The organism is Macrococcus sp. GL_134, from assembly GCF_057834705.1.
The window spans coordinates 1,389,940-1,413,980 of record NZ_CM174409.1; the positions used below are offsets into that span (position 1 = coordinate 1,389,940).

Genomic DNA, 24,041 nt, shown 5'->3' on the forward strand with positions numbered 1-24,041 from the left:
TTCCACCTACTTCTGACAATGTGTGCAGTAATATGTATTGCGTGTTGCAATGACCTTTTGAGACACTGGTCCCCCGCACGTGGCGCATATTTTCCGGCCGTATATATTGAAGCGCGTCTGCATGAAGCCTTCCTTGCCCTCTACATTCCGGTAGCTGGATATAGACGAGCCACCGTATTTAATTCCTTCATTCAGAACATGTACGATCGCCTGAAACAATTCGATTCGTTTCGCCCGACCGGTCCGCTTGACTGTTTTGTTCGGATTGATGCGGGCGAGATGCAGTGCTTCGCAGGCATATATATTGCCGCAGCCGCTCACCACTGAATGATTCATGATCGCTTCTTTGATAGTCCTGCCCTGCCATTTTGACGCTGTCAGCTGAGTCAAATAATAGTCCAGCGCTTCATCGTCAAATGGTTCCGGAGCTATCGCCATAATTTGCGTCGCCTCTTCAAGCCGCTCTATATATCTCAGTTCACCGAACCGTCTAATATCACTGTAGATCAGCTGCCTGCCTGACTGCAGATGAATTGCTACATGCCAGTGATTGATGTAGTTCGGTATCCCGATATCTTCAAGCTGGTCCACTACAAAATACGCACCCGACATTCCAAGATGACTGATGATATAATGTTCATGCCATTCATTTTCAAGTGTAAATATTAAATATTTACTGCGGCGGTCAAGTGCTTTGATCGTACTCCCTATAATATTCCGTTCAAATGTCTCTAAGTCCGTGCCTTTAATAATCGTCTGCTTCCCTGAAGATTTGCCGGCAGTGACTTTTTCTGAGAAATGGACGCCTGTAATGATTTCTCCAATAATCTTAGGACTGAGCCCTCGTTTGACGTGTTCTACTTCTGGTAATTCCGGCATGATTTCCTCCTACTTCGCATCATACCAAGACTGGCCGTAGTCAGACTCGACTAACAGCGGTACGTCGAGCGGTAATGCTTGTTCCATTATATCTTTGACGAATAGGCTGAACGCCTCTACTTCTTCTTCAGGCACTTCAAAGATCAATTCATCATGCACCTGCAATAACAGCTTAGCACTGAATGCGGTGTCTGCAACTGCTTTGTCATAGTTCACCATCGCAAGCTTGATAATATCAGCGGCACTCCCTTGAATCGGTGTATTCATTGCCGTTCGTTCAGCGAACCCTCTCAAATTGAAGTTGCGTGACGTGATGTCAGGAATGTAGCGGCGGCGCTTCATCAATGTAGAGACATAGCCGTCCTGCTTCGCCTGTTGAATAATATCATCCATATATTGCTTAACGTCAGGAAAACTTGCTAAATAATCATCGATGAATTTCTGCGCTGCTTTTCTTGTAATACCGAGCGACTGACTCAGTCCATAATCACTGATGCCATAGACAATACCGAAATTTACGGCTTTAGCCTGACGACGCATGTTCGCTGTTACTTCATCTTTGTCTACATTGAAGACTTCCATTGCTGTCTTCGTATGAATGTCTATATTATGGATAAAGGCTTCAGACATGCTCTTATCTCCTGTGATGTGCGCAAGAACCCGCAGTTCAATCTGTGAATAATCCGCTGCAAAAATAACCCATCCCGGCTGCGAGGCAGTGAATGCTTTTCTGATTTTGCGTCCTTCCTCAAGTCGAATCGGAATATTCTGCAGATTCGGTTCAACAGAAGACAATCTGCCGGTCTGAGCAAGAACTTGGTTGAAACGCGTATGAATTTTTCCGTCATCAGCAATCATCTTCTGCAGTCCTTCTACATAAGTTGATTGAAGTTTAGACAATTGACGGTAAATCAGGATATCATTGATTATCGGATGTTTACCTTGCAAGGCTTCCAGTACATCAACAGCTGTAGAATATCCTGTTTTAGTCTTTTTGATGACCGGCAGCTGCAGGTCTTCAAATAGCACAACACCCAGCTGTTTCGGTGAATTAATATTGAAGGCTTGACCCGCATGTTCATGAATCGATGCGACCAATATATCCAGGCGCCCTTTCAGTTCATCCTGCATCATGACCAGCTCATCTTTATTGACGGTAATGCCCTGCATCTCCATCTTAGCCAGCACAAGTGCGAGCGGCAGTTCAAGTTCATCATGCAGAGCCAGCTGTTCATTTTGTTCAAGCTTATCTTTTAACAGCACCGCAAGTTCCAGGACAGCCGCGGCCTGCTTCGCAAAGAAGTCATTCAGGATGTCATCTGACGGCACAGCCATCTTCGCTCCTTTACCGAATATCTGATCATTTGACGGGATATTTTTCCCTTCAAGCCGAGCGATTTCAGCGACATCGATAATAGTATTCGATGGATCGAGCAAGTAACTTGCAAGTGTGATATCAAATTCAATGCCTCTAATCGCAGCGCCCAGTCGGTTTAACAGTACTGTCGTCTTCTTAGCATCATAGACCACTTTTGCTTTGGATGGATCGGCTAAATAAGCTGTCAGCTGCGGGTGCTCCGACACGTCGTTAGCAGCAACAACCGCTGTCTTCTGTCCATCACTGAAGGCAAGCGGAAGGATGTCATTCGTCAAATAGTTGTCTTTGAAACAGTCAATAAAGATACTGGTCCGACCGTCAAAGTTAATGTCATCAATGGAAGACAGTTCAATGTCCACCACGTCTTCTGTTTGAGGCGGTGCATCAAGGTTATCCAGCATCTGTTTGAATTCCAGCGATTTAAACAGTTCGATCTTTTTATCGTTTGAATGATCGGTCAGTTTCGTATCGCTCAGCGTCACTTCAATCGGCGCCTCTTGATTAATAGTTGCAAGCTGCTTACTCATCAATGCATCGGCTTGATGGTTCGTCAAATTCTCATTCAGCTTCTTCGCCTTGATATCATCAAGATGAGCGATGACCGCTTCAACTGTGCCATACTCAAGCAGCAGTTTGACCGCCGTTTTTTCTCCGACTCCCGGTACACCCGGAATATTATCCGATGTATCTCCCATCAGACCTTTCAAGTCGGTAATCTTGTCAGGTCCAAATCCATATTTCTCGTGAACAAATTCAGGAGTATAATGATCGATATCAGTGACACCTTTTTTTGTATAATAAACAGAGACATGATCATTGACGAGCTGAGTCAAATCGCGGTCTCCAGTAATGATGATCGTCTCCATTCCCGCAGCAGTCGCTTCTTTTGACAGCGTGCCGATAATATCATCAGCTTCGTAGTTCGGCAGCTCATAGTGTTTGATATGGTAGGCTTCAACAAGTTTTCGAATATACGGAAACTGCTCGCTGAGTTCTTGAGGCGTCTTCTGTCTTCCGCCTTTATAATCTTTGTATGTCTCGTGGCGGAACGTTGTCTTACCGGCATCAAATGCCACTAAGAAGTGCGTCGGCTGTTCGTCTTTGATGATTTTTTCAAGTAACAAAGTGAAACCATACACCGCATTCGTATGAATACCAGCAGTATTCTTCAGCAGCGGCAGGGCGTAAAACGCTCGAAATGCCAAACTGTTACCGTCAATTAATATTAGTTTTTCGCTCATAAGTGCCTCCTTTAGATATCTATATTTTAACACATCTTAAATAGAAGCTAAAAAAATAGACCAAAAACAAAGAGACGCATAAATGCGCCTCTGTTGTCTCTTCAAAATGAAGGGGTCTGAGTACATTATAACAGCTGTATCGCCGTCATATGTTAAGCCATTGTAAAGATTTGATAAAGTTATAGTGATTTGAATTTGACTCGGAATGTCGATCCTTCACCCGGCTGACTCTCCACTTCAATCTCACCGTTAAATACTTCCACGATGTGTTTGACGATTGCGAGCCCAAGACCCGTACCACCGCTATCTCTGCTGCGCGCTTTATCAACCCGGTAGAAGCGTTCAAATATGCGGACCTGCTCCTCTTCAGAAATTCCAATACCGTAATCCTTAATTTCAAGGATGGATGCGCCTTCACTTTGTCGCACGGTGACCTCAATGCTATTGTTTTCAAAAGAGTAATTGATGGCATTTGACAGCAGATTGATGATGACCTGCTTCAATTTGCTCGGCTCAGCCAGTATGTAGACATCCGGTTCCATATTCAGCTTAATATCAATGTGTTTTTTTAATGCCAGCTGCTGAACCACTTCAATACAGTTTGCCACCTTATCAGCCATGTTGACAGGAGATAACTGAAGATGACTCGTCCGTTCAATTTTTGACAGTTCGAGCAGTTCACTGACAAGCACTTGAATGCGATTCGCCTCCTTCAATATGATATTCAAGAACATATCCAATGAATCCGGGTCGTTCTTCGCACCGTCAAGCAATGTCTCAGAGAATCCTTTAATGGATGTAATCGGTGTTTTCAGTTCATGAGAGACATTGGCCACGAAATCTTTGCGCATCTGTTCCAATGTTTTCAACTGCGTAATATCATGCAGCACGATGACAATCCCTTCTAATTTTTTGCGGGTTTTGGATAGCACGGGAACGACAGCCGCATCAAAATATTTTTGATGGACGTTAATTTTGATTTCAACGGCTTCATTGATCGTCTTTTCTGTGGCGATGGCTTCCTTGATCATTCGGTTGATAGCCGGATAATTGATAGCCTCTTCGTAATTTCCTTTCAAGGAAGGGCCGTCATTGTTGAACAGACGGTTATACGTGTCATTGCTGACCACGACATCCCCATGATTATTGACGAGCAGTATGGCTGACGGAATGTTTTGAAGCGTCGTCTCCAGTCTGTTGCGCTGAAGTTTCTGCTCATTATTCAATGACTGAAGCGTCCGCGCCAGAATGTTCGTACTGATATACAGATCTTTCGTCTCTGTCACACTACTCTCCGGCACCCTCACTTTGTAATTTCCTTCAGCCAGCAGTTTCGATGCATAGGTGACTTCACTGATAGGTGCAATGTAGCTTTTATTGATGTAGCGGACGATAATATAGACGATCGGCAGAACGATTAAAAATATAATCAGTAAATACTGCCACATCTGCTTGATGATATGGCTGACTTCTGACATATCATCAACAAGATATATTGTTAAATCATTATAATGACGGATGAGGAGTGTCCGGTTTGAATCATTGTAACTCCGGAAGAACTCACTCTGCTGTGAGCTTTCCGTCCAATTACTCAAACTTTTTTCAAGATCCGCGGTATTCAAACCATCTGTCTTATAGATGACTTTTTCGTTCTGCTTGATCATGATTTCGTCCACTGCTGTATCTTCACTGCTTAAATAGTGTGTCAAAATCCCTTCTTTCCGTACCATATGCTCAATATGAGCAGCCTGCCGCTCCATATCTTCTTCTTTACTATTATATATTTGATCACTGATGGTCACTGAGAGAAAGAAACCAAGTAAAAGAAAACTTACAACAAATAATGTTGTAAGTAATAAAAGCAATCGTTTCTGAAAACTGATCATAGTGACTTAGGACTCTCAAGCTTGTAACCGAGGCCGCGGACTGTCTTAATATATTGCGGCTGCTTCGGATTGTCTTCAATCTTCTCTCTCAAGTGACTGATATGGACATCGACAATTCGCGAGTCTCCTGCAAATTCATAATTCCATACTGAATTCAGCATATGTTCCCGTGTGATGACGCGTCCTTGACGTTCAATCAAATAAATCAGCAGCTCAAATTCCTTCGGTGTCAGTTCTAGCAGCTCATCATTCCGATAAGCTTCGAAGTGCTCCGGCAGGATTTTTAATTTACCGATATGAATTTCACTGCTCTGTTTAATATCACTGTTTTGTTCACTGACTTGCAGGCGTCTTAAAATAGCTTTGATTCTCGCAACGACTTCACGTGGAGAGAACGGCTTTGTCATATAATCATCTGCTCCCAGCTCAAGGCCGAGCACTTTATCAAATTCATCATCTTTTGCTGTAAGCATGAGAATAGGAACATTATTCTTTTCACTTCTAATAGCTTTACAGACTTCGACCCCGTCCATCTTTGGCAGCATCAAGTCAAGCACAACGATGTCAGGACGTTCCGTGAATACTTTATTCAACCCTTCTTCACCATCATAAGCAGTCACAACGTCATAACCTGCCTGCTGTAAATTGTATTGTAATAAAGTAACGATAGATTGCTCATCATCAACTACTAGAACTTTCTGACTCATTATATCCCTCCAAAGTATCTGTCCTTCTCATTATATATGATGTTGAAATAAAATGACCATCATTTATCAACAAACTTCAAATGATAGTAACAATTCTTTACACTAATTTTACATTAAAAAATCGCGGATCATCTGTTCATCCGCGATTTTTAAGCTCATCTTATAGGTTTTTGATTAATTCATCTGCAAACTCAGAGCATTTTACTTCTGTCGCACCATCCATCAGACGTGCAAAGTCATAAGTGACGACTTTAGAAGCAATTGTTTTTTCCATAGATGCTGTGATTAACTGACCTGCTTCACTCCACCCTAAATGATCAAGCAATAGTACACCGCTTAAAATCACTGAAGAAGGATTTACCTTGTCAAGACCAGCATATTTAGGTGCTGTACCATGAGTCGCTTCAAAGATAGCATGTCCTGTTTCGTAGTTAATGTTTGCACCAGGAGCGATACCAATTCCGCCGACTTGAGCAGCCAGTGCATCTGAAATGTAATCACCGTTTAAGTTCATTGTCGCTACAACATCGAATTCAGCTGGACGAGTCAAAATCTGTTGCAGGAAGATGTCAGCGATAGAATCTTTCACTAGTAATTTGCCGCTGTTGACTGCTTCTTCCTGTGCTTTGTCTGCCGCTTCCTTACCATCAGATTCAACCAGTTTGTCGTACTGTGCCCAAGTGAATACTTTGTCTCCGAATTCACGTTCTGCTAAATCATAACCCCACTGTTTGAAAGCACCTTCCGTGAATTTCATGATGTTTCCTTTATGGACGAGTGTCAATGATTTACGGCCCTGCTCAAGTGAATAATTGATCGCCGCACGGACAAGACGCTCAGTACCTTCTTTAGATACCGGCTTAATACCGATACCTGATGTTTCTGGGAAACGGATATTTTTTGCACCCATTTCATTTTGAAGGAAATCAATGACTTTTTTCACGTCATCAGTGCCTCCTTTGTATTCAATACCTGCGTAGATATCTTCAGTGTTCTCACGGAAAATCACCATGTCTGTATCTTCAGGACGTTTCACTGGTGAAGGGACACCTTCAAAGTAACGTACAGGACGCAGGCAGACAAATAAATCTAATTCTTGACGCAGTGCAACGTTCAATGAGCGGATACCACCACCGATTGGTGTTGTTAAAGGCCCTTTAATAGCGATTAAATACTCATCGATTGTATCAAGTGTTTCCTGTGGCAGCCAGTCTCCTGTTTCGTCAAATGCTTTCTGGCCGGCAAGAACTTCTTTCCATTCGATTTTCTTTTCACCGCTATAAGCTTTTTCAACTGCACTGTCAAGCACACGTACCGCTGCATTCCAGATATCAGGACCAGTACCGTCACCGATAATATAAGGTACAACTGGATTGTTTGGTACGTTAAGTGTTCCGTTAGAATTAGTAATTTTCTCTCCCATGATAAACCTCCGTCATTATAAATTTTAACTTGTCATTAAATCCACAGCAATGAACGTCTTAGCGCTCAGAGATAGGGACGTATTTGCGATGGACCTCACCGACATACTCTGCACGCGGACGCATGATGCGGTTGTCTGCATACTGCTCAAGAATATGTGCAATCCATCCTGAAGTACGCGACACTGCAAATATTGGTGTGAATAAGTCATGTTCAATATTCATTGAATGATAAACCGTTGCTGAATAGAAATCCACGTTTGGCAGTAAACCTTTTTGTTCTTTCAGAATATCAGCAATCTTAACAGAAATGTCGTAGAGTTCTTTCTGACCTGTTTCATCAGTGATCTTACGAGACATTTCTTTTAAGTATTTGGCACGTGGATCGCCGTTTTTGTATACGCGGTGTCCGAAGCCCATGATCTTCTCTTTGTTGTCGATTTTTTTCTGAATGTAAGCTTCAACGTTATCAACGCTGCCGATTTCAGACAGCATCTTCATCACTTGTTCATTAGCGCCACCGTGTAACGGCCCTTTCAATGCGCCTGCTGCTGCAGTGACACCTGAATACATATCAGATAATGTAGAAACGGTCACACGTGCAGTGAATGTTGATGCGTTCAATTCATGGTCAGCATGAAGAATCAATGCTTTGTTAAACCCTTCTTCCTGAACAGGTGTCGGCTCTTCACCGAATAACATGTAGAGGAAATTTGCTGCGTAACTTAAATCTTTCTTCGGTTTAACGACTTCTTTGCCTTGGCGTACACGTGCAAACGCTGCAACTAATGAAGCGACTTTGGCTTGAATACGCACCGCTTTGTTCAAGTGGGCTTCGTCATTGAATTCTTCAGCACGTGGATCGAAGTGTGCTAAATAGCTCAGTGATGTACGCAGACCTGTCATCGGATGAATCTGGTCTGTCGCATAGTCTTCAAAGTGACTGTACATTCTTGGATTAAGCACCATATTTTCAAAGAGCTGATCTTTTAACTCCTGGAGTTCTTGTTCATTAGGCAATCTGAAATGCCATAATAAAAAGATAACTTCTTCAAAAGAAGCATTTTCAGTCAAATCATCAATTTCGTAACCTGCATATGTAAGCTGATCATCAACGATTGAACTCACTTTCGTTTGAGAAGCAACGATTCCCTCTAACCCTTTTGTCAATTCTGACATATTCTAACCCCTCTTTACTTTGTTTTAATATAGAAATGCCAAACTGTAACGGCTTTCACAGTTTTATTATAGCTAATTTTCTGCTTTTTGTGAATGCATTCAATCCTTTAATATAATTTATGATTTATAATAACTTATTCTTATCATTATTTTAATCAGTGAATTGAATCAGTGATCTACTTTTGAACTATTGTTTTCGTCTGCTCCTCATCATCTGCTGTTGAAATATCATTAAATTAATATCATAATAAGTTTAGCTCAATACAGGAAAGAGGGTTACAATGAATCACAATCAAACAACACCTCAAGACAACAACGATTTACAAAGAACACTGTCAAATCGACATATTCAGCTCATAGCTATCGGAGGGGCTATAGGTACAGGATTGTTCCTTGGAGCAGGTAAAACCATCCACCTTGCAGGCCCATCTATACTACTGACATATGCCATCATTGGATTCTTTTTATTTCTGTTCATGCGCGGGTTAGGAGAGATGCTGCTATCGAACACGGACTATCATTCTTTCACAGACATTGCCAAAGAATATTTGGGTGATTTTGCGGGTTACTTGACCGGCTGGACATACTGGTTCTGCTGGATTGTCACAGGGATGGCTGAAGTGACCGCGGTTGCGCAGTATATCAACTTCTGGTGGCCGGATTTTCCGACGTGGATATCAGCATTTGTCACTATCGTCCTGCTGACGGTAATGAACTTACTGACAGCACGCCTGTTTGGTGAACTCGAATTCTGGTTCGCCATCATCAAAATTGTGACTATTGTTGGATTGATAGTCGTCGGTATTTTCTTAGTCATGATTAACTATAAGACACCTTTTGGACATGCTTCATTTTCAAACATCTGGTCTCACGGCGGATTCTTTCCAAACGGAATCAATGGCTTCCTCCTCAGTTTTCAGATGGCGGTCTTCAGTTTCGTCGGAATAGAACTGATCGGTGTCACTGCCGGAGAAACAAAAGATCCGGACAAAACCATCCCGCGCGCCATCAACAATGTGCCGATTCGTATCTTATTGTTTTACGTCGGTGCACTTGCTGTCATTATGAGTATTACACCTTGGGACAGCATTGACCCTGAACTCAGCCCGTTCGTTGAATTATTCAAACTGATTGGGATCGTCTTTGCTGCCAGCCTAATTAATTTCGTTGTCATTACTTCTGCATCGTCCTCATGTAACAGCGGAATTTTCTCTAACAGCCGGATGTTATTCGGTCTGAGCAAGAACTATTCCAAAGGTGCAGGATTCTTTCAACAAACCAATAAGCAAGGTGTCCCGGCAAATGCCGTTATCTTTTCGAGTTCACTGCTGCTAATCTCAGTGCTGCTGAACTATATGATTCCTAATGCCGCACGAGTGTTCACTTTAGTGACAACTGTGTCAACCGTATTTTTCTTAGTCGTCTGGTCGTTGATCATCATTTCATATATGGTCTACTTAAAGCGCAATCCAGAACACCATGCAGCCTCTCAATTTAAACTGCCGGGCGGAATGGTTTCAGCAGTCATCATCCTGCTGTTTTTCATCTTTTTATTCGTTCTGTTATTCCTGGCACCAGATACAAGAGTTGCCTTGTACTGGACACCGTTATGGTTTATTGTCATGTTCATACTGTACAAATTTCAGATGAGACGTTAATCGTAAAAACACCCTAATGACAATGTCATTAGGGTGTTTTTCCAGCTATTTTACTTTTGCATGTCCTGCATATACTTTGTTATGTGCTGCATCGACTGTGATCACTGTATTATCTTCCACTTTGTCGTAGATGTTATCAACTCCGACAATAGTAGGTTTACCCAATGTCAGTCCGACTACTGCTGCGTGACTTGTCAAGCCGCCTTCTTCTGTCACAATCGCACGTGCCTGTTCGATATAAGGAACCATATCAGCATCTGTTGACTGTGTCACAATGATTGCATCAGAGAGATCTTTTCCTGCAAGATCCCCTGCTTCTTTGACGACTACTGCACGACCGACCGTTGAATTACGACCGATGCCTTGACCAGTAGCCAGTTCATCACCGACCAGCTGAATCTGCATCAAATTCGTCGTACCGGCTTCACCTGTCGGAACACCAGCCGTAATGATGATCAGATCACCATTTTCAACTGTTCCTGTTTCAATGGCTGCTTCTGCTGCACCGCTCAATATTTGATCAGTTGTTTTTCTGCCGCTTTTGACTAACGGCATTACGCCCCAGACAAGTGCCATATGTCTAGCCGTTTCTTCGTACGGTGTCACGGCAATGATATGTGCATGTGGACGGTATTTAGAAATGATTTGAGCTGTATGACCACTTTCAGTCGCTGCTACAATCGTCTGTACATTCAAGTTCAATGCTGTATGGGCCACAGAGACACCGATAGCATTGACCATTGTTGTTTCTGTCATATTCGTACGGTCACTCAACAACTTCTTATAGTCCTGGGCTTCTTCTGCAGCAAAGGCAATATTATGCATGGTCTGCACAGATTCAAGGGGATACATTCCTGCTGCTGTTTCGCCTGATAACATTACGGCATCAGAACCGTCATAAATAGCGTTCGCCACGTCACTTGCTTCAGCTCTTGTACAACGTGGATTGCGCTGCATAGAATCAAGCATTTGTGTTGCAGTGATGACAGGTTTTCCAAGTGCATTACATTTTCTGATCAAGTCTTTTTGTACTAACGGTACTTTCTCAGCAGGAATTTCAACACCCATATCCCCACGCGCGACCATCAAGCCGTCTGAAACTTCTAGAATTTGATCGATGTTTTCAATTCCTTCTTCATTCTCGATTTTAGGAATAATATGAATAGAACGGCACTGACGTTCTTCAAGAATTCTTCTGATTTCAAGCACATCTGATGCTCTTCTGACAAATGATGCTGCAATGAAATCGACTTTCTGTTCGATACCAAATTTAATATCTTCAGCATCTTTTTCTGTAATACCTGGTAAATTCACTTTAACACCCGGTACATTGACACCTTTTTTATTTTTCAGTTCACCTGCATTGATGACATCACAGATAATTTTCCCTTCGTTCTGCTTAATATCTTTGACTGTCAGTTCAATCAAACCGTCATCAAGTAGAATCGTCGAACCGATATTCACATCATTGATCAATTCTGCATATGTCACTGAAAATTCTTCAGGTGTACCTGTCACTTCTGACATGTTTACTGCTACTGTTGTTCCTTTTTTCAGTTCGATTTTGTCGTTTTCCATATTGTGTGTACGGATTTCAGGACCTTTAGTATCCAGTAGAATGGCTACTGTTTTATTTAATTTCTCTGCCGCTTTTCTAATGTTAGCGATTCTGCCGGCGTGTTCTTCATGGCTGCCGTGTGAAAAATTCAGTCGTGCCACATTCATGCCTGCTTCAATTAATTGCTCGAGCATTTCTGGTGCTTCTGAAGCTGGTCCTATCGTACATACGATTTTTGTTTTTCTCATTGATCATGAGCCTCCGTCAATTTTGATATTTTTATAACACCGTTGTTAAATAGATAGTTCGTTCGTCAACTTGTACATTCTTTCGTCAAGAACATGCTTGTTTGAGAAAATATCCTCAAATTTAGTTCTAGTCAACTGGTTGTTCTGGATGCCGACTGCAAGACCAGACTCACCTGCCATCAGTAATTCAACAGCATACGCACCTAAACGTGATGCGAGTACTCTGTCGACTCCTGATGGTGAACCGCCGCGCTGCATGTGTCCAAGCACTGACACACGTGTATCGACATTGATGTACTTCTTAAGCTGCTCCGCACATTCATCCCCTGACATCACACCCTCAGCAACAACGATGATAGAGTGTTTCTTACCCCGTTCCATCCCCTGCTGAATTTTCTCAGCTACTTCTTTGATGTCCTTCTTGTGTTCAGGAACGATGGCTGTTTCCGCCCCGCCTGCAAGTGCAGACCATAATGCAAGATCCCCCGCGTCACGTCCCATCACTTCGATGATAAATGTACGTTCATGACTTGATGCTGTATCTCTGATTTTATCGATGGCATCAATAATCGTATTGAGCGCTGTGTCAAAGCCGATCGTGAAATCTGTTCCATTGATATCATTATCAATCGTCCCCGGAATTCCAATCGTATTGATTCCTTCTTCACTTAACCGCTGTGCGCCTCTATAGCTGCCGTCTCCGCCAATGACGACCAGTCCTTCGATACCCAGTGCATTTAAATGATCGATACCTTTTTGACGAACTTCTTTGTCTTTAAATTCCGGACATCTAGCAGAATGAAGAAAAGTTCCACCGCGCTGAATCTTGTCACCTACTGATCCGCGTTCCATCGGATGAATGTTATTGTTCAAAAGTCCGAGATATCCTTGATAGACGCCGTAAACTTCAACATTATGAAACAATGCTTTTCTTACTACTGCTCGAACAGCGGCATTCATTCCCGGCGAATCGCCGCCGCTAGTCAAAACTGCTATTTTTTTCATAGAAAAAGTCCTCACTTTAAAGTTCATATTTACTACTAAATTACCATAAAAACAAGGGTTATTCCATTAAAAGAGGTTAATTTGAAAGATGTAAACGTTTTAGCGTCAATCAAATCTATCATCACCGGCGAAAAGCAAAAAAGCTTATGACTGCTGCCTGTAACAGCAGTCATAAGCTTATCTTTAAATGATTATTCTTCGTACTGGCCGATAGCGCGGTATTTATTATAGCGCTGCTCGACGAGTTCCAGAGCTGAATAACGCTTCAACTCTGAAAGTGTTGAAGCGAGCGCACTATCAATCAGCCTGCTCTGCATGATGACATCTTGATGAGCACCACCGAGCACTTCTTCAATCAACGTATCAACAATGCCAAGTTCCAGTAAATCAGGTCCAGTAATTCTCATCGATTCTGCAGCGCGCTCTGCCTGACCACTATCCTTCCAGAGCAGTGCAGCAGCTCCTTCAGGCGAAATGACTGAATACGTCGAATTCTCAAGCATTAACAACCGGTTACATACGCCAAGACCGAGCGCACCGCCGCTGCCACCTTCACCGATTACGATAGAGATGACAGGCACTGTTAATCCGGCCATTTCCACTAAGTTCTTAGCGATCGATTCACTCTGACCACGCTCTTCAGCCGCTTTACCAGGATACGCTCCTTTTGTATCGATGAAGCAGATGATCGGCCGATTGAATTTCTCCGCTTGTTTCATCAGACGCAGCGCTTTACGATAACCTTCAGGGTGAGCCATTCCGAAGTTCCGATAAATATTATCTTTTGTATCTTTGCCGCGCTGATGGCCGAGTATGGTGACCGGCATACCGTTGTACAGTCCGATACCACCGATAAGTGCCGGATCATCACGGAATGTTCTGTCCCCGTGGAATTCAATGAATTCATCAAAAATCTCCATGATGTAATCAAGAGACGTTGGACGTTCTCCCATACGGGCAATGTGTACGCGCTGCCACGGCGTTAAATTAGAATAGATCTCGGTGAATTTTGCTTGACGTTCCTGCTGCAGCTGAGCAATTTCAGCTGACAAGTCAACTTGTTTATCGGTCATATATTTTTCAAGATCTTTAATTTTGTTATCAAGCTTGATGATAGGTTTTTCAAATTGAAGTACCATTTTGTTTACCTCCGTGCATCATGATGAGCAGTTTCAATAATTCACGCATATCTTTGCGATGCACTACTCTATCCAGCTGTCCATGTTCCAGTAGAAATTCTGCAGTCTGAAAATCATCCGGCAGCTTCTCTCCGATAGTCTGTTCGATGATTCGTCTGCCCGCAAAACCAATTAGACTCTCCGGCTCAGCAAGATTGATGTCACCGACAGATGCGAAGCTCGCGCTGACGCCGCCTGTTGTTGGATGTGTCATGTACGAAATATAGAGGAGCCCCTGGTCACTATGACGCTTAATGGCTACACTCGTTTTGGCCATCTGCATCAGTGACAGAATCCCCTCCTGCATCCGAGCACCACCGCTTGCTGTAAATATCACAAATGGCAGACGCTGCTCCGTACAATAGTCTATCACCCGGCAGACCTTCTCACCGACAACAGAACCCATCGACCCCATTCGGAATCTTGAATCCATCACGCATATTCCAAACGGCATCCCGTCTATTTGACCTGTACCCGTCACAATGGCTTCATTCATTTCAGTTTTAACTTTATCTTTTTCAAGCTTCTCCATGTAATCAGGAAAATCAAGTGGATTAGCAGATGTCATGCCGGCATCAAATTCTTCGAATGAACCTTTATCTACGATAGCATGAATACGGTCGTGCGCAGTCATTGCTAGATGATGGTCACAATGAGTACAGACATTAAGATTCTTTTTCAGCTCTTTTGTATACATGATTTTCTTGCATTTAGGACACTTAGTCATTATACCTTCAGGAACATCCGTGTCCTTCATATCTTGGACGACTACATATTTTTTCTTGTTGTTGGAACGCTTAAAAATATCTTTAAACATCTGAATCCCCCTGCTCATTAAAGGCACCTTCATAATGCCTCAACAAATTTCTGACCCGGATCATGATGAAGTTATCCGAGTCCGTCTGACTGATGTGGGTGTCGATGACTTTTCTAAACTCAGTTATTTCAGCGACCTGCTTGTCAGATGATATTAAATAACTGCCAATCAACTCGAACAACTGGTGGTCATCCATATTGGAAAGAAAGGTCCCTTCCCCTCGTTTGGTTACGATGATACCGATCAGTTCCATTGCCCTGAGTGCTTCTCTGACACTGGATCTGCTGATGTCCAGCTTATCGCTTAAATAGCGTTCAGAAGGCAGCTTATCACCTGGAGACAAATGATTTTCCATGATGATTGCCTGAAGCTCATGGACAACAGAAACAAAACCTTTCTGACGCTTTTCAGTCACTTACGTTCACCTCTTATTTTTATATCTGACAGCACTGATTTCACATGTTATATCAAACACCATATAAAATAGCCCTAGTGGTCAGACCACTACGGACTACTATATCATAAACGTTAATGAGAGAAAAGATTAAATCGCACGGATCATTTCAGGTGGATACGTCTCAAGCAGCTGTCTTGCGGTTTCCTTGTCGATCATTGACAGCAGCCGGCTCTCGCCTGACTCCATCACGTATTCCATCAGCTTGATCGGCCCATTCTTCAGCGCCATCTTCGGTGCTTTCAGCACGTAGATTTCCTTCACTTGATTCATGTACTGTGCTTTGAACACATCAAATAGCGTCAGTGAGTCAACGATGAGTTTATCAGGCGATTGATCGAACTTACCTGTGACCACAATCATCTCATTTTTCTGAAGATACGTTTCCACCTGTTTAAACAGCTCTGGAAAAATGACAAGTTCCAGCTCACGGATTCCATCTGTTACTTGTGCGAATGCCATAGGCTGCCCTTTCTTCGTACGGATACGGCGGATATTATTAACTGCAGCAAGTATATACCTTCCTTTAGCAGCATTCTGTATTTGAAACAGCGGTAAATACAGATGTTCATTGAACAACTGCTCCACTGGATGTTCGGACAGAAAGAAGCCGAGATACTGAAATTCAACAGCCGCTTTCTGGTCGCTCGGCATTTCTTCATGGTGATGATATTTCTTTTTCAGGCTTAGTCCTAAGTCTTCAAGGAAATGATCACCTTCCTGCTTGTCGGTGCTGACGTTCAATAGGTCATCGAGTGAAGCGAGCAGCGTGGCCCGGTTAACGTTGAACTCATCAAATGCTCCTGTCATAATCAGCGCTTCTAGTACCGGTCGGGACATCGTTCTGCCCGGCAGCCGAGTGACGACATCATAGATATCTGTATACAGCCCTTTTTTCCGTTCCTCAATAATCTCCATCACTGTTTTATAACCGACACCTTTAATCATGCCAAGCGACAAAATAACAGCGTCATCCACAGCACGGACAAACCAATGCGAACGATTAATAGAGGGCGGGATAAATTCTATCTTCTTCGCCTTCAGCTCGCTGATGAATGCCGCCATTTTCTCTTCGCTGCCAATAACATTACTCATAATCGAAGCATAGAAATAAGTAGGGTAATGGACTTTTAAATACATCATCATATAAGCAATCTGAGCATATGCGACTGCATGGGCTCTCGGAAAGCCATAATCAGCAAACTTCAGTATCAGATCATAAATCTGCTCTGCGGACTTCTTGTCATATCCGTTGTTGAGGCTGCCGTCGATGAAATGCTGTTTTTCAGCTTCAAGAATATCCCGCTTCTTCTTGCTCATTGCCCGTCTTAAATTATCTGCTTCGCCTAACGTAAACCCAGCAAACTGACTGGCAATCTTCATAATCTGCTCCTGATAGATAATGACGCCGTATGTCTGGTTCAAGATCGGTTCAAGATCCGGATGAAGATAAGTCACGGCCTGCCCGTGTCTCCGTTCAATATAGAGAGGTATCTGCTCCATCGGTCCTGGCCGATATAAGCTCAGCACCGCAACGATATCTTCAAAATTCTCAGGCTGCAGCCGCTCAAGTACATGCTTCATGCCATCTGACTCGAGCTGAAAAACACCGCTCGTATCTGCTGCTGAGAGCGCCGCATAGACCTTCTTATCATGGTAATCAATCGCATCTGTTGACAGTCTGATTCCTGCCTGTTTCAGGACACGCTGAATGATTGTTAAATTACGCAGACCAAGAAAATCAATCTTCAACAGGCCGATGCGTTCTACTTCTGTCATCGTCCACTGCGTCAGCGTCATGCCATCACCTGGGATCAAAGGGACATAGTCAGTCAACAGCTGGTCATGAATAATGATGCCGGCAGCGTGAGTTGACGTATGTCTAGGCAGGCCTTCCAGCTGACAGGCGATTTGAAACCACTGCTCATGCCGCGCATCTTTTGCAACGAACGCTTTGAATGCTTCCGTTTCATAGGCTTCGCGGAGCGTCATTCCCAATTTCTTCGGCAGGACGTGCGACATATACTTCAGCTCATGATCATCGAACTGAAGTATACGGCCCACATCTCGCATCACAGCTCTTGCCGACAGATGACCGAATGTCACGATGCCACTGACGTTGAATGCTCCGTATTTATTGATGCAGTATTGAATGACTTCTTCACGTCTCGTATCTTCAAAGTCGATATCGATGTCGGGCATCGTCACACGTTCAGGATTCAAAAATCGTTCGAATATCAGTCCGTGTTCTACTGGGTCAATCATCGTAATATTAAGCAGGTAACTGATCAGTGAACCACCTGACGAACCCCGCCCCGGCCCAACTAAAATACCTTGTGATTTGGCATAGTTGACTAAATCTCCGACAATAAGAAAATAATCACTGAAACCCATATCCGTGATGATCTGATATTCATGCTTTAAGCGTGCTTCATAGCGGTCATCGAAATGCGGAATGTTAGCTCTGCCCTGTTCGATAAGCGTCCATAAATAGTCATCGCTTGATTCATGATTCGGCGTCACAAATTTCGGCAGTTTGTGCAAGGTCTGATTCAATTCAACGTGACACTGGTCTGCAATCGCTTCAGTACGCTTCAGATATACGTCTTCTACCTGCTCCGCCAGCTGTTCAGCCGTTTTGAAATGCTCTTCGCCCGTCTGCTGATCCAATGCTTCAAGGATAAGTTTTTCGTTGCTGTCTATCGCTTTCAGGACAGTTAAATCACTGAGGCCTGATGGTTTCATATATCTGACAGGTGCGATATATACTTTTTTGTCATCCGCTACTTGCGATAGATGGCAGGCATAGCTGTCCTCTGCTGCAACAAGTGCAGCGTGACTGTCTGTCAGATTCTTGTAGATAATGATCAGTTCATGCCGGTAACGGTCAAAGAGTGTCAGTGGTACACGCTCCAGACCTTTCAGCTGAATTTTGGATGATAATTTCAGGAGATGGTCATACCCGTGCTGATTTTTAGCGAGGACGACTGCGTCAATTGCGTGCTGGCCATCAGTAAGCAGCAAAGTCATCCCGATAATCGGTTTAACACCGCGTGACTGGCAGGCATAGTAAAAAGACTGCACCCCGTACATCACATGTGTATCAGTGATGGCAAGTGCGTGCTGGCCATCTGCCTGTGCTGCCTCAGTAACATCTTCAATTCTTACAGTAGACTGCAGTAAATCATAGGAACTATGAATATTGAGCTGGACAACCATACACGCACTCCTTTACTTGACTGTTTCTTTCAGCTCATTGACGAGTTGATCAAATTCTTCTTTATTATAGACAGTTGCACCGCTTGCCATCGGGTGACCGCCTCCATTATAGCGGGCAGCAAGCTCATTGATGACGGCACGTTTACTGCGGATCCGTGCTCTGATCTGATCACCTTCATCAACCGCAAACACCCATGCTTCTATTCCTTGGACATCGCTCATACTATTGACGAACAGCGATGCATCATTAGCCGATATACCGAATTGCTTCAGTATGTCATCTGTAATCAAAATATATCCGACGTGGTCCTCGTAGTTGAAGTGCTGGAGCACATACCCTTGAAAATGAATACTCTTCAGTGGACGTTCACCCATTTGATTCAGCAGACCTGTATGGTCAAAATCAGCTGTCAGCAGTTTAGAGGCGACAACCATCGTATGCGGTGTCGTATTATTAAATAAAAAGCGTCCTGTATCCCCTACAATACCAAGATACAAGTATTGTGCGACGTCACGCGTCACATAATCATCTCCGTAACCACATAACAGCAAAATGTCATAGATTATCTCACTAGTTGATGAAGCCTTCGTATTGACGATATTTAAGTCGGCATATGAATCGACAGGAGGATGATGATCAATCTTAATCATATATCTACCCGCCGCGTAATACTCTCCGTCAATACGAGGGGCATTGGCAGTATCCAGTATGATGACTAATGCGTTGCTGTAATCTTCCGCTGTAACATGGTCCATCTGTCCGAAAAAGGCAAGACTGTCAGGCATGCTGCCGGCAGCTAATATTCTTTTTCGCGGAGACATCTTCTCCAGCGCCGCTTTCAGTCCTAACTGCGATCCTAATGCATCAGGGTCCGGACGTACATGGCGGTGAATGACAATCGTGTCATAATCGTTCAGTTTATTTTGCAATACTTTGAGCTGCTTATTATCCATATAATCTCCTAACAATCGTTTTACAGTTTTTGCTGTCACTGCTATAATGCAGTTGGAGGTCGTTCGTTATGTGGGAAACTGTCTACCCTTATATTATATCTTTGACTGTTGTCATTATGATTATTTCGTTCGTTCTTGCCCTCTATCAAGCGGCCAGATATTTCCGTACTAACCGGGACGTCAGACGCGCATGGCATAGAGCACGCGGCAGAATGATGTTCGGAGTCTTTATGATTGCCTTTGCAATCAATCAAATATTATTGTTTCCAAGTTTTGTAACTTATATGATCTGTGCCGTACTGCTTGTATTCGGTATTGCAAATGTCAACTACGGTCTTAAAGCAGGACGTTACTTCGAACAATATTTTGATGAAGAAGATAGAGCATGGGCGGAACTCGAACAAGACAAGAAAGCTTAAGGCTTTCTTTTTTTATGCTTCTATGAGCTGGCACATAAGCATGGCTTTCGCCACTGTCTCCTGTCTACTGCATATAGTGACATCTAATTTTGCGAACTTCCGTCCCGAATCAAGCATGTCTAATGACACCGTCAGTTCAGAATCAATCGGCACTGTCTTCAGAAAATAAATGTTCAAGTGCTCAATCAATAGTTCACGCTTTCTTTCGCGCTTCATTGAATATTTAGTCGCCTCTTCAATGATGGCGACAAATACTGACTTACTGACTGTTCCTAGACTGCTGGACATCTGTGGTGTGATGCTGACAGCAATGTCACTGCCTTGAAACCTCATATGCTTCAGCACTTGGTCGTTCAATGTATGCCCGATCTGCGGCTGACGATCTGCCGACTGCATAGCAAGCAGCACATCTTCACGCGTTACAATTCCTGCAAGAATCTGGTTTCTGGAGATGACTGGAATCATTTCGATGCCTTCCCAGATCATGATATGCGCACAGGCCGCCACTGTGGAATTCTCAGACACGGTGATGGGTTGCTTCGTCATCAGCTTCTTGATTTTCACGCTGTTATCCTGATCGATAATATCTTTGTGTGTGATAATGCCGCATACTTTGTTCTGTTCATCCAGCACTGGAAACCGCGTATGTCCTGAAGATAAGGTCAGTTCCTTCCAGTCCCGTACTGTATCGCTGTCATAGAGAAAACTCGTCTGCTCAGCATGGATGAGAATTTCAGCGACCGTCAGCACTTCTTTCTTGATTAACTGATCATAAATCGCCCGGTTGATCATGTTCGCCACTGTAAACGTATCATATGCAGAAGAAATGATCGGCAGTCCTTTTGCATCGGACAGCTCCCTGATCGCGTCGTCTACTTCGAACCCACCGGTAATCAACACTGCCGATTCCTTTTCAAGTGCAATCTGCTGGACGTTCGGCCGGTTGCCGACAATCAGCAGTGTGTTGGCCCCAAGATATTTAGCGACATCTTCTTCTTCCATGGCACCGATGGCAAACTTGGTAAGTGATTTATGAAGACCACTTCTACCGCCGAGCACCTGACCATCAATAATTTTGACAATTTCAGCAAAGGTCAAATTATCAATAGTTTCACGGGTCTTCTTCTCAATCCTTACTGTACCGACACGTTCAATCGTTGAAACGATACCGCGGTTTTCTGCATCTTTGATGGCACGGTATGCCGTCCCTTCTGATACGCTCAGATCTTTGGCGACTTGTCTGACCGATATTTTACTGCCGATTTTTAATCCTTCGATATGTGCAATTATTTGTTCATGCTTTGTCATACTTGTAGACCACCTTCATTAGAAAAGAAGAGATGTACCATCTCTTCTACAGACTTACAATGTCACCGATTGACCGGGCTTCAATAGTTCTACTCGTGTCGATACCTGTGCTTTGAATGCTTCAGGATCCTGCTTGATTAACTCAAACGTATCATAATGAATCGGTACAGCGATACGCGGCTTAATGAATTCATTGACGGCATAGCTTGCGTCATCAATCCCCATCGTAAAATTATCGCCGATCGGGATGAAGCAGAGATCGACAGGATGGCGTTTAGCGATTAATTCCATATCAGAGAACAACCCTGTGTCTCCTGTATGATAAATGACTTTGTCGTCTATCGTGAACACTAAGCCGCACGGCATGCCGAGATAGATGATATGCCCATCTTCTTCTGTGAATGAATTACTGTGAAAGGCCTGCACGAATTTGACGCTGCCGAACTCAAAGGCACGGTTTCCACCAATATTCATCGGATGACCATTGTCCACTCCTTTACCGCTCAAATAGTCAATGGTCTCAGGCAGCGCGATGACCGTTGCCCCCGTCCTCTTAGCAATCGAAACTGTATCTCCTAAATGATCGCCGTGGCCATGTGTCAAGACGATGAAATCCGCTTCAACATGATCTACCGACAAGTCTGATAATGGATTTCCAGTAATAAATGGATCGACTATGACATGCTTGCCGTTTGCCTCAAATGTGATGCATGATTGTCCATGAAAAATAACTTCCATCCATAACACTCCCCTTTAATAATATAACTTTATTATACATGAACCGAAGTCTATTTGATATGATTGTACATGACAGTGAAAGAAGGGAGATTATTATGCAATTTGATAAAATCAATCAACTGAAACAACGGCTGACAGACGATCGTCTTGACGCACTATGGATCACCAACCCAGAAAACATCAACTACTTAACAGGATTTCTATCTAATCCGCACGAACGACTACTCGCGCTACTGATCACGAATGACCAGCTAACATTATTCGTCCCTAAAATGGAAGTTCAAGCTGCTTCGGTATTTGAGGGTACCATTATCGGTTATCTTGATACAGAGAATCCATACACACTTGATACTTTCTCATTCGAGAAGATCGGTATTGAGAGCGGGCATCTCAGCGTCAAGCGTCTCGAAGAACTGAAAGCCTACTTCAATATGACATCATACGTAAGTATCGATGACACACTGAAACAAATGCGCAACATCAAATCTGTTGAAGAAATAGAGTTATTGAAGACAGCAGCCCGTTATGCAGATGAAGCTGTGGCAGCAGGCGTCAAAGCATTGACAGAAGGGATCAGCGAAATTGAAGTGGTCCGACATATCGAAGCAGAAATGCTCAAAATTGATGGGATCAGCGCAATGAGCTTTGAGACAATGGTGTTGTTCGGCGACCATGCGGCGTCACCACACGGCACCCCCGGCAGCCGCACTCTTAAATCCGGCGACTATGTCCTATTCGATTTAGGCGTTATTTATAACGGCTATTGTTCAGATATTACTAGAACTGTGGCATTCGGTGAAACCTCGCCGCTTCATCAAGCCATCCACGCCATCGTAACAGAAGCAAATCGACGTGCCACTGAGCTTGTTAAACCTGGTGTACGCATTGCAGATTGTGATCAAGCAGCACGAGACTATATTACTCAGCAAGGTTACGGTGAGCAGTTCCCGCATCGTCTCGGTCATGGGCTCGGCATTAACGTCCATGAATTCCCAGATATTTCATCAGCTAATGATACCGTCTTTCAGGAAGGTATGGTGTTCACGATTGAACCTGGAATTTATGTCGAAGGAGAGGTCGGCGTCCGCGTAGAAGATGATATTGTTGTGACACGTGACGGCTATGAAGTACTGACCCATTATCCGAAATGATCAAAGAGGCAGTCGTCCAGACCTTCCCTGAAATTGTAAGAGCCGTGCAGAATGGTGCTGACCGTATTGAACTGTGCGCTGATATGTCGGTCGGCGGTACGACGCCGAGCTACGGCATGGTGTCTTGTGCTATAGATTATTGTCATGCGTTGAATATCAAAGTAGCAGTGATGATCCGACCAAGAGGCGGTCACTTTACGTATGATATATTTGAGCAGGAAGTGATGCGTCAAGACATTAAATCGTATACAGCACTCGGTGTCGACTATTTCGTCTGCGGTACACTGACAGCTGACGGCTCATTGGACGCTTTGACGATGCAGAAGCTGATCAGTGACACACCTGTACCTTTTGTGATGCATATGGCATTCGATCAGATTCCGAAGCATCAGCAGCTGAAGGCAATGGACCAACTTGTGGAACTCGGCGTCGTCAGATTATTGACACATGGTTCGGAAGATGCATCGACATCGATACTGGATAATGTCAATCAGCTCGCACGACTCCTCGTCTATTCAAAAGGCAGAATAGAGATCATGCCGGGCGGTGGATTGACTAAAGACAACGTCGAAGCGCTGACGCGTCAGATTCCATTCCACGAAGTACACGGCACGAACATCGTTTAGTACAAGGTTATATACAC

Annotated in this window: 19 protein-coding genes; 4 read left to right on the plus strand and 15 right to left on the minus strand. The window is 43.6% G+C overall.

From position 1 onward, the window contains the following. Positions 1-6: 6 nt before the first annotated feature. The 6 genes from mutM to AC3IPL_RS07210 form a co-directional block, all read right to left on the minus strand. Complete coding sequence (gene mutM / locus AC3IPL_RS07185) at positions 7-879, minus strand: bifunctional DNA-formamidopyrimidine glycosylase/DNA-(apurinic or apyrimidinic site) lyase (protein ID WP_489240185.1); 873 nt, start codon at positions 877-879, stop codon at positions 7-9. Positions 880-888: 9 nt separating this feature from the next. Continuing rightward, positions 889-3,498: a DNA polymerase I gene (gene polA / locus AC3IPL_RS07190; protein ID WP_489240187.1), complete on the minus strand. Its 2,610-nt coding sequence runs from the start codon at positions 3,496-3,498 to the stop codon at positions 889-891. A 179-nt stretch (positions 3,499-3,677) separates the two neighbouring features. Next, on the minus strand, positions 3,678-5,384 hold the full coding sequence (gene pnpS, locus AC3IPL_RS07195; RefSeq protein WP_489240189.1) for a two-component system histidine kinase PnpS: 1,707 nt from the start codon (positions 5,382-5,384) through the stop codon (positions 3,678-3,680). Beyond that, positions 5,381-6,091 carry a response regulator gene (locus AC3IPL_RS07200; protein ID WP_489240191.1) on the minus strand — a complete coding sequence of 237 codons (711 nt, stop codon included), beginning with the start codon at positions 6,089-6,091 and terminating at the stop codon, positions 5,381-5,383. The genes pnpS and AC3IPL_RS07200 overlap by 4 nt, the downstream gene beginning before the upstream one ends. 160 nt (positions 6,092-6,251) lie before the next feature. Next, entirely contained in the window at positions 6,252-7,514 is a 1,263-nt protein-coding gene (icd, locus tag AC3IPL_RS07205) for an NADP-dependent isocitrate dehydrogenase (protein ID WP_489240193.1), read from the minus strand. Between the two features lie 58 nt (positions 7,515-7,572). Then, entirely contained in the window at positions 7,573-8,691 is a 1,119-nt protein-coding gene (locus AC3IPL_RS07210) for a citrate synthase (RefSeq protein ID WP_489240195.1), read from the minus strand. Between the two features lie 281 nt (positions 8,692-8,972). On the opposite strand from AC3IPL_RS07210, the gene AC3IPL_RS07215 reads away from it, so the two are divergent. Continuing rightward, entirely contained in the window at positions 8,973-10,349 is a 1,377-nt protein-coding gene (locus tag AC3IPL_RS07215) for an amino acid permease (RefSeq protein WP_489240197.1), read from the plus strand. Between the two features lie 45 nt (positions 10,350-10,394). On the opposite strand, the gene pyk is transcribed toward AC3IPL_RS07215, so the two are convergent. From pyk to AC3IPL_RS07250, 7 genes are all read right to left on the minus strand, one after another. Further along, positions 10,395-12,155: a pyruvate kinase gene (gene pyk, locus AC3IPL_RS07220; protein ID WP_489240199.1), complete on the minus strand. Its 1,761-nt coding sequence runs from the start codon at positions 12,153-12,155 to the stop codon at positions 10,395-10,397. Positions 12,156-12,200: 45 nt separating this feature from the next. Next, on the minus strand, positions 12,201-13,160 hold the full coding sequence (gene pfkA, locus AC3IPL_RS07225; protein ID WP_489240201.1) for a 6-phosphofructokinase: 960 nt from the start codon (positions 13,158-13,160) through the stop codon (positions 12,201-12,203). Positions 13,161-13,351: 191 nt separating this feature from the next. Next, positions 13,352-14,299 (minus strand): acetyl-CoA carboxylase carboxyltransferase subunit alpha, encoded by a 948-nt coding sequence (locus AC3IPL_RS07230; protein ID WP_489240203.1) that lies wholly within the window; start codon positions 14,297-14,299, stop codon positions 13,352-13,354. Next, positions 14,283-15,155: an acetyl-CoA carboxylase, carboxyltransferase subunit beta gene (gene accD, locus AC3IPL_RS07235; protein WP_489240205.1), complete on the minus strand. Its 873-nt coding sequence runs from the start codon at positions 15,153-15,155 to the stop codon at positions 14,283-14,285. The genes AC3IPL_RS07230 and accD overlap by 17 nt, the downstream gene beginning before the upstream one ends. Then, positions 15,148-15,570: a FadR/GntR family transcriptional regulator gene (locus AC3IPL_RS07240; RefSeq protein WP_489240207.1), complete on the minus strand. Its 423-nt coding sequence runs from the start codon at positions 15,568-15,570 to the stop codon at positions 15,148-15,150. The genes accD and AC3IPL_RS07240 overlap by 8 nt, the downstream gene beginning before the upstream one ends. Positions 15,571-15,699: 129 nt before the next feature. Then, entirely contained in the window at positions 15,700-18,828 is a 3,129-nt protein-coding gene (locus tag AC3IPL_RS07245) for a DNA polymerase III subunit alpha (protein WP_489240209.1), read from the minus strand. A 12-nt stretch (positions 18,829-18,840) separates the two neighbouring features. Then, a complete protein-coding gene (locus AC3IPL_RS07250; protein WP_489240211.1) occupies positions 18,841-19,782 on the minus strand; it encodes a DHH family phosphoesterase in 942 nt (313 codons plus the stop codon). Between the two features lie 68 nt (positions 19,783-19,850). On the opposite strand from AC3IPL_RS07250, the gene AC3IPL_RS07255 reads away from it, so the two are divergent. Beyond that, positions 19,851-20,201: a YtpI family protein gene (locus AC3IPL_RS07255; RefSeq protein WP_489240214.1), complete on the plus strand. Its 351-nt coding sequence runs from the start codon at positions 19,851-19,853 to the stop codon at positions 20,199-20,201. A 12-nt stretch (positions 20,202-20,213) separates the two neighbouring features. On the opposite strand, the gene AC3IPL_RS07260 is transcribed toward AC3IPL_RS07255, so the two are convergent. Both AC3IPL_RS07260 and AC3IPL_RS07265 read right to left on the minus strand, forming a co-directional pair. Beyond that, complete coding sequence (locus AC3IPL_RS07260; RefSeq protein WP_489240216.1) at positions 20,214-21,509, minus strand: DRTGG domain-containing protein; 1,296 nt, start codon at positions 21,507-21,509, stop codon at positions 20,214-20,216. A 54-nt stretch (positions 21,510-21,563) separates the two neighbouring features. Further along, positions 21,564-22,247, minus strand: a complete 684-nt coding sequence (locus tag AC3IPL_RS07265) for a metal-dependent hydrolase (protein WP_489240218.1) — start codon at positions 22,245-22,247, stop codon at positions 21,564-21,566. A gap of 95 nt (positions 22,248-22,342) precedes the next feature. Here AC3IPL_RS07265 and AC3IPL_RS07270 point away from each other — a divergent pair, with 95 nt between their 5' ends. Both AC3IPL_RS07270 and AC3IPL_RS07275 read left to right on the plus strand, forming a co-directional pair. Continuing rightward, on the plus strand, positions 22,343-23,398 hold the full coding sequence (locus tag AC3IPL_RS07270; RefSeq protein ID WP_489240220.1) for a M24 family metallopeptidase: 1,056 nt from the start codon (positions 22,343-22,345) through the stop codon (positions 23,396-23,398). Continuing rightward, on the plus strand, positions 23,395-24,024 hold the full coding sequence (locus AC3IPL_RS07275; protein ID WP_489240222.1) for a copper homeostasis protein CutC: 630 nt from the start codon (positions 23,395-23,397) through the stop codon (positions 24,022-24,024). Before AC3IPL_RS07270 ends, AC3IPL_RS07275 begins: the two co-directional genes overlap by 4 nt. The last annotated feature ends 17 nt before the right edge of the window (positions 24,025-24,041 follow it).

Coding starts and splice junctions, on each gene's coding strand:
- mutM (WP_489240185.1), bottom strand. CDS start 879: ATGCCGGAATTACCAGAAGTAGAACACGTCAAACGAGGGCTCAGTCCT.
- polA (WP_489240187.1), bottom strand. CDS start 3,498: ATGAGCGAAAAACTAATATTAATTGACGGTAACAGTTTGGCATTTCGA.
- pnpS (WP_489240189.1), bottom strand. CDS start 5,384: ATGATCAGTTTTCAGAAACGATTGCTTTTATTACTTACAACATTATTT.
- AC3IPL_RS07200 (WP_489240191.1), bottom strand. CDS start 6,091: ATGAGTCAGAAAGTTCTAGTAGTTGATGATGAGCAATCTATCGTTACT.
- icd (WP_489240193.1), bottom strand. CDS start 7,514: ATGGGAGAGAAAATTACTAATTCTAACGGAACACTTAACGTACCAAAC.
- AC3IPL_RS07210 (WP_489240195.1), bottom strand. CDS start 8,691: ATGTCAGAATTGACAAAAGGGTTAGAGGGAATCGTTGCTTCTCAAACG.
- AC3IPL_RS07215 (WP_489240197.1), top strand. CDS start 8,973: ATGAATCACAATCAAACAACACCTCAAGACAACAACGATTTACAAAGA.
- pyk (WP_489240199.1), bottom strand. CDS start 12,155: ATGAGAAAAACAAAAATCGTATGTACGATAGGACCAGCTTCAGAAGCA.
- pfkA (WP_489240201.1), bottom strand. CDS start 13,160: ATGAAAAAAATAGCAGTTTTGACTAGCGGCGGCGATTCGCCGGGAATG.
- AC3IPL_RS07230 (WP_489240203.1), bottom strand. CDS start 14,299: ATGGTACTTCAATTTGAAAAACCTATCATCAAGCTTGATAACAAAATT.
- accD (WP_489240205.1), bottom strand. CDS start 15,155: ATGTTTAAAGATATTTTTAAGCGTTCCAACAACAAGAAAAAATATGTA.
- AC3IPL_RS07245 (WP_489240209.1), bottom strand. CDS start 18,828: ATGGTTGTCCAGCTCAATATTCATAGTTCCTATGATTTACTGCAGTCT.
- AC3IPL_RS07250 (WP_489240211.1), bottom strand. CDS start 19,782: ATGGATAATAAGCAGCTCAAAGTATTGCAAAATAAACTGAACGATTAT.
- AC3IPL_RS07255 (WP_489240214.1), top strand. CDS start 19,851: ATGTGGGAAACTGTCTACCCTTATATTATATCTTTGACTGTTGTCATT.
- AC3IPL_RS07260 (WP_489240216.1), bottom strand. CDS start 21,509: ATGACAAAGCATGAACAAATAATTGCACATATCGAAGGATTAAAAATC.
- AC3IPL_RS07265 (WP_489240218.1), bottom strand. CDS start 22,247: ATGGAAGTTATTTTTCATGGACAATCATGCATCACATTTGAGGCAAAC.
- AC3IPL_RS07270 (WP_489240220.1), top strand. CDS start 22,343: ATGCAATTTGATAAAATCAATCAACTGAAACAACGGCTGACAGACGAT.
- AC3IPL_RS07275 (WP_489240222.1), top strand. CDS start 23,395: ATGATCAAAGAGGCAGTCGTCCAGACCTTCCCTGAAATTGTAAGAGCC.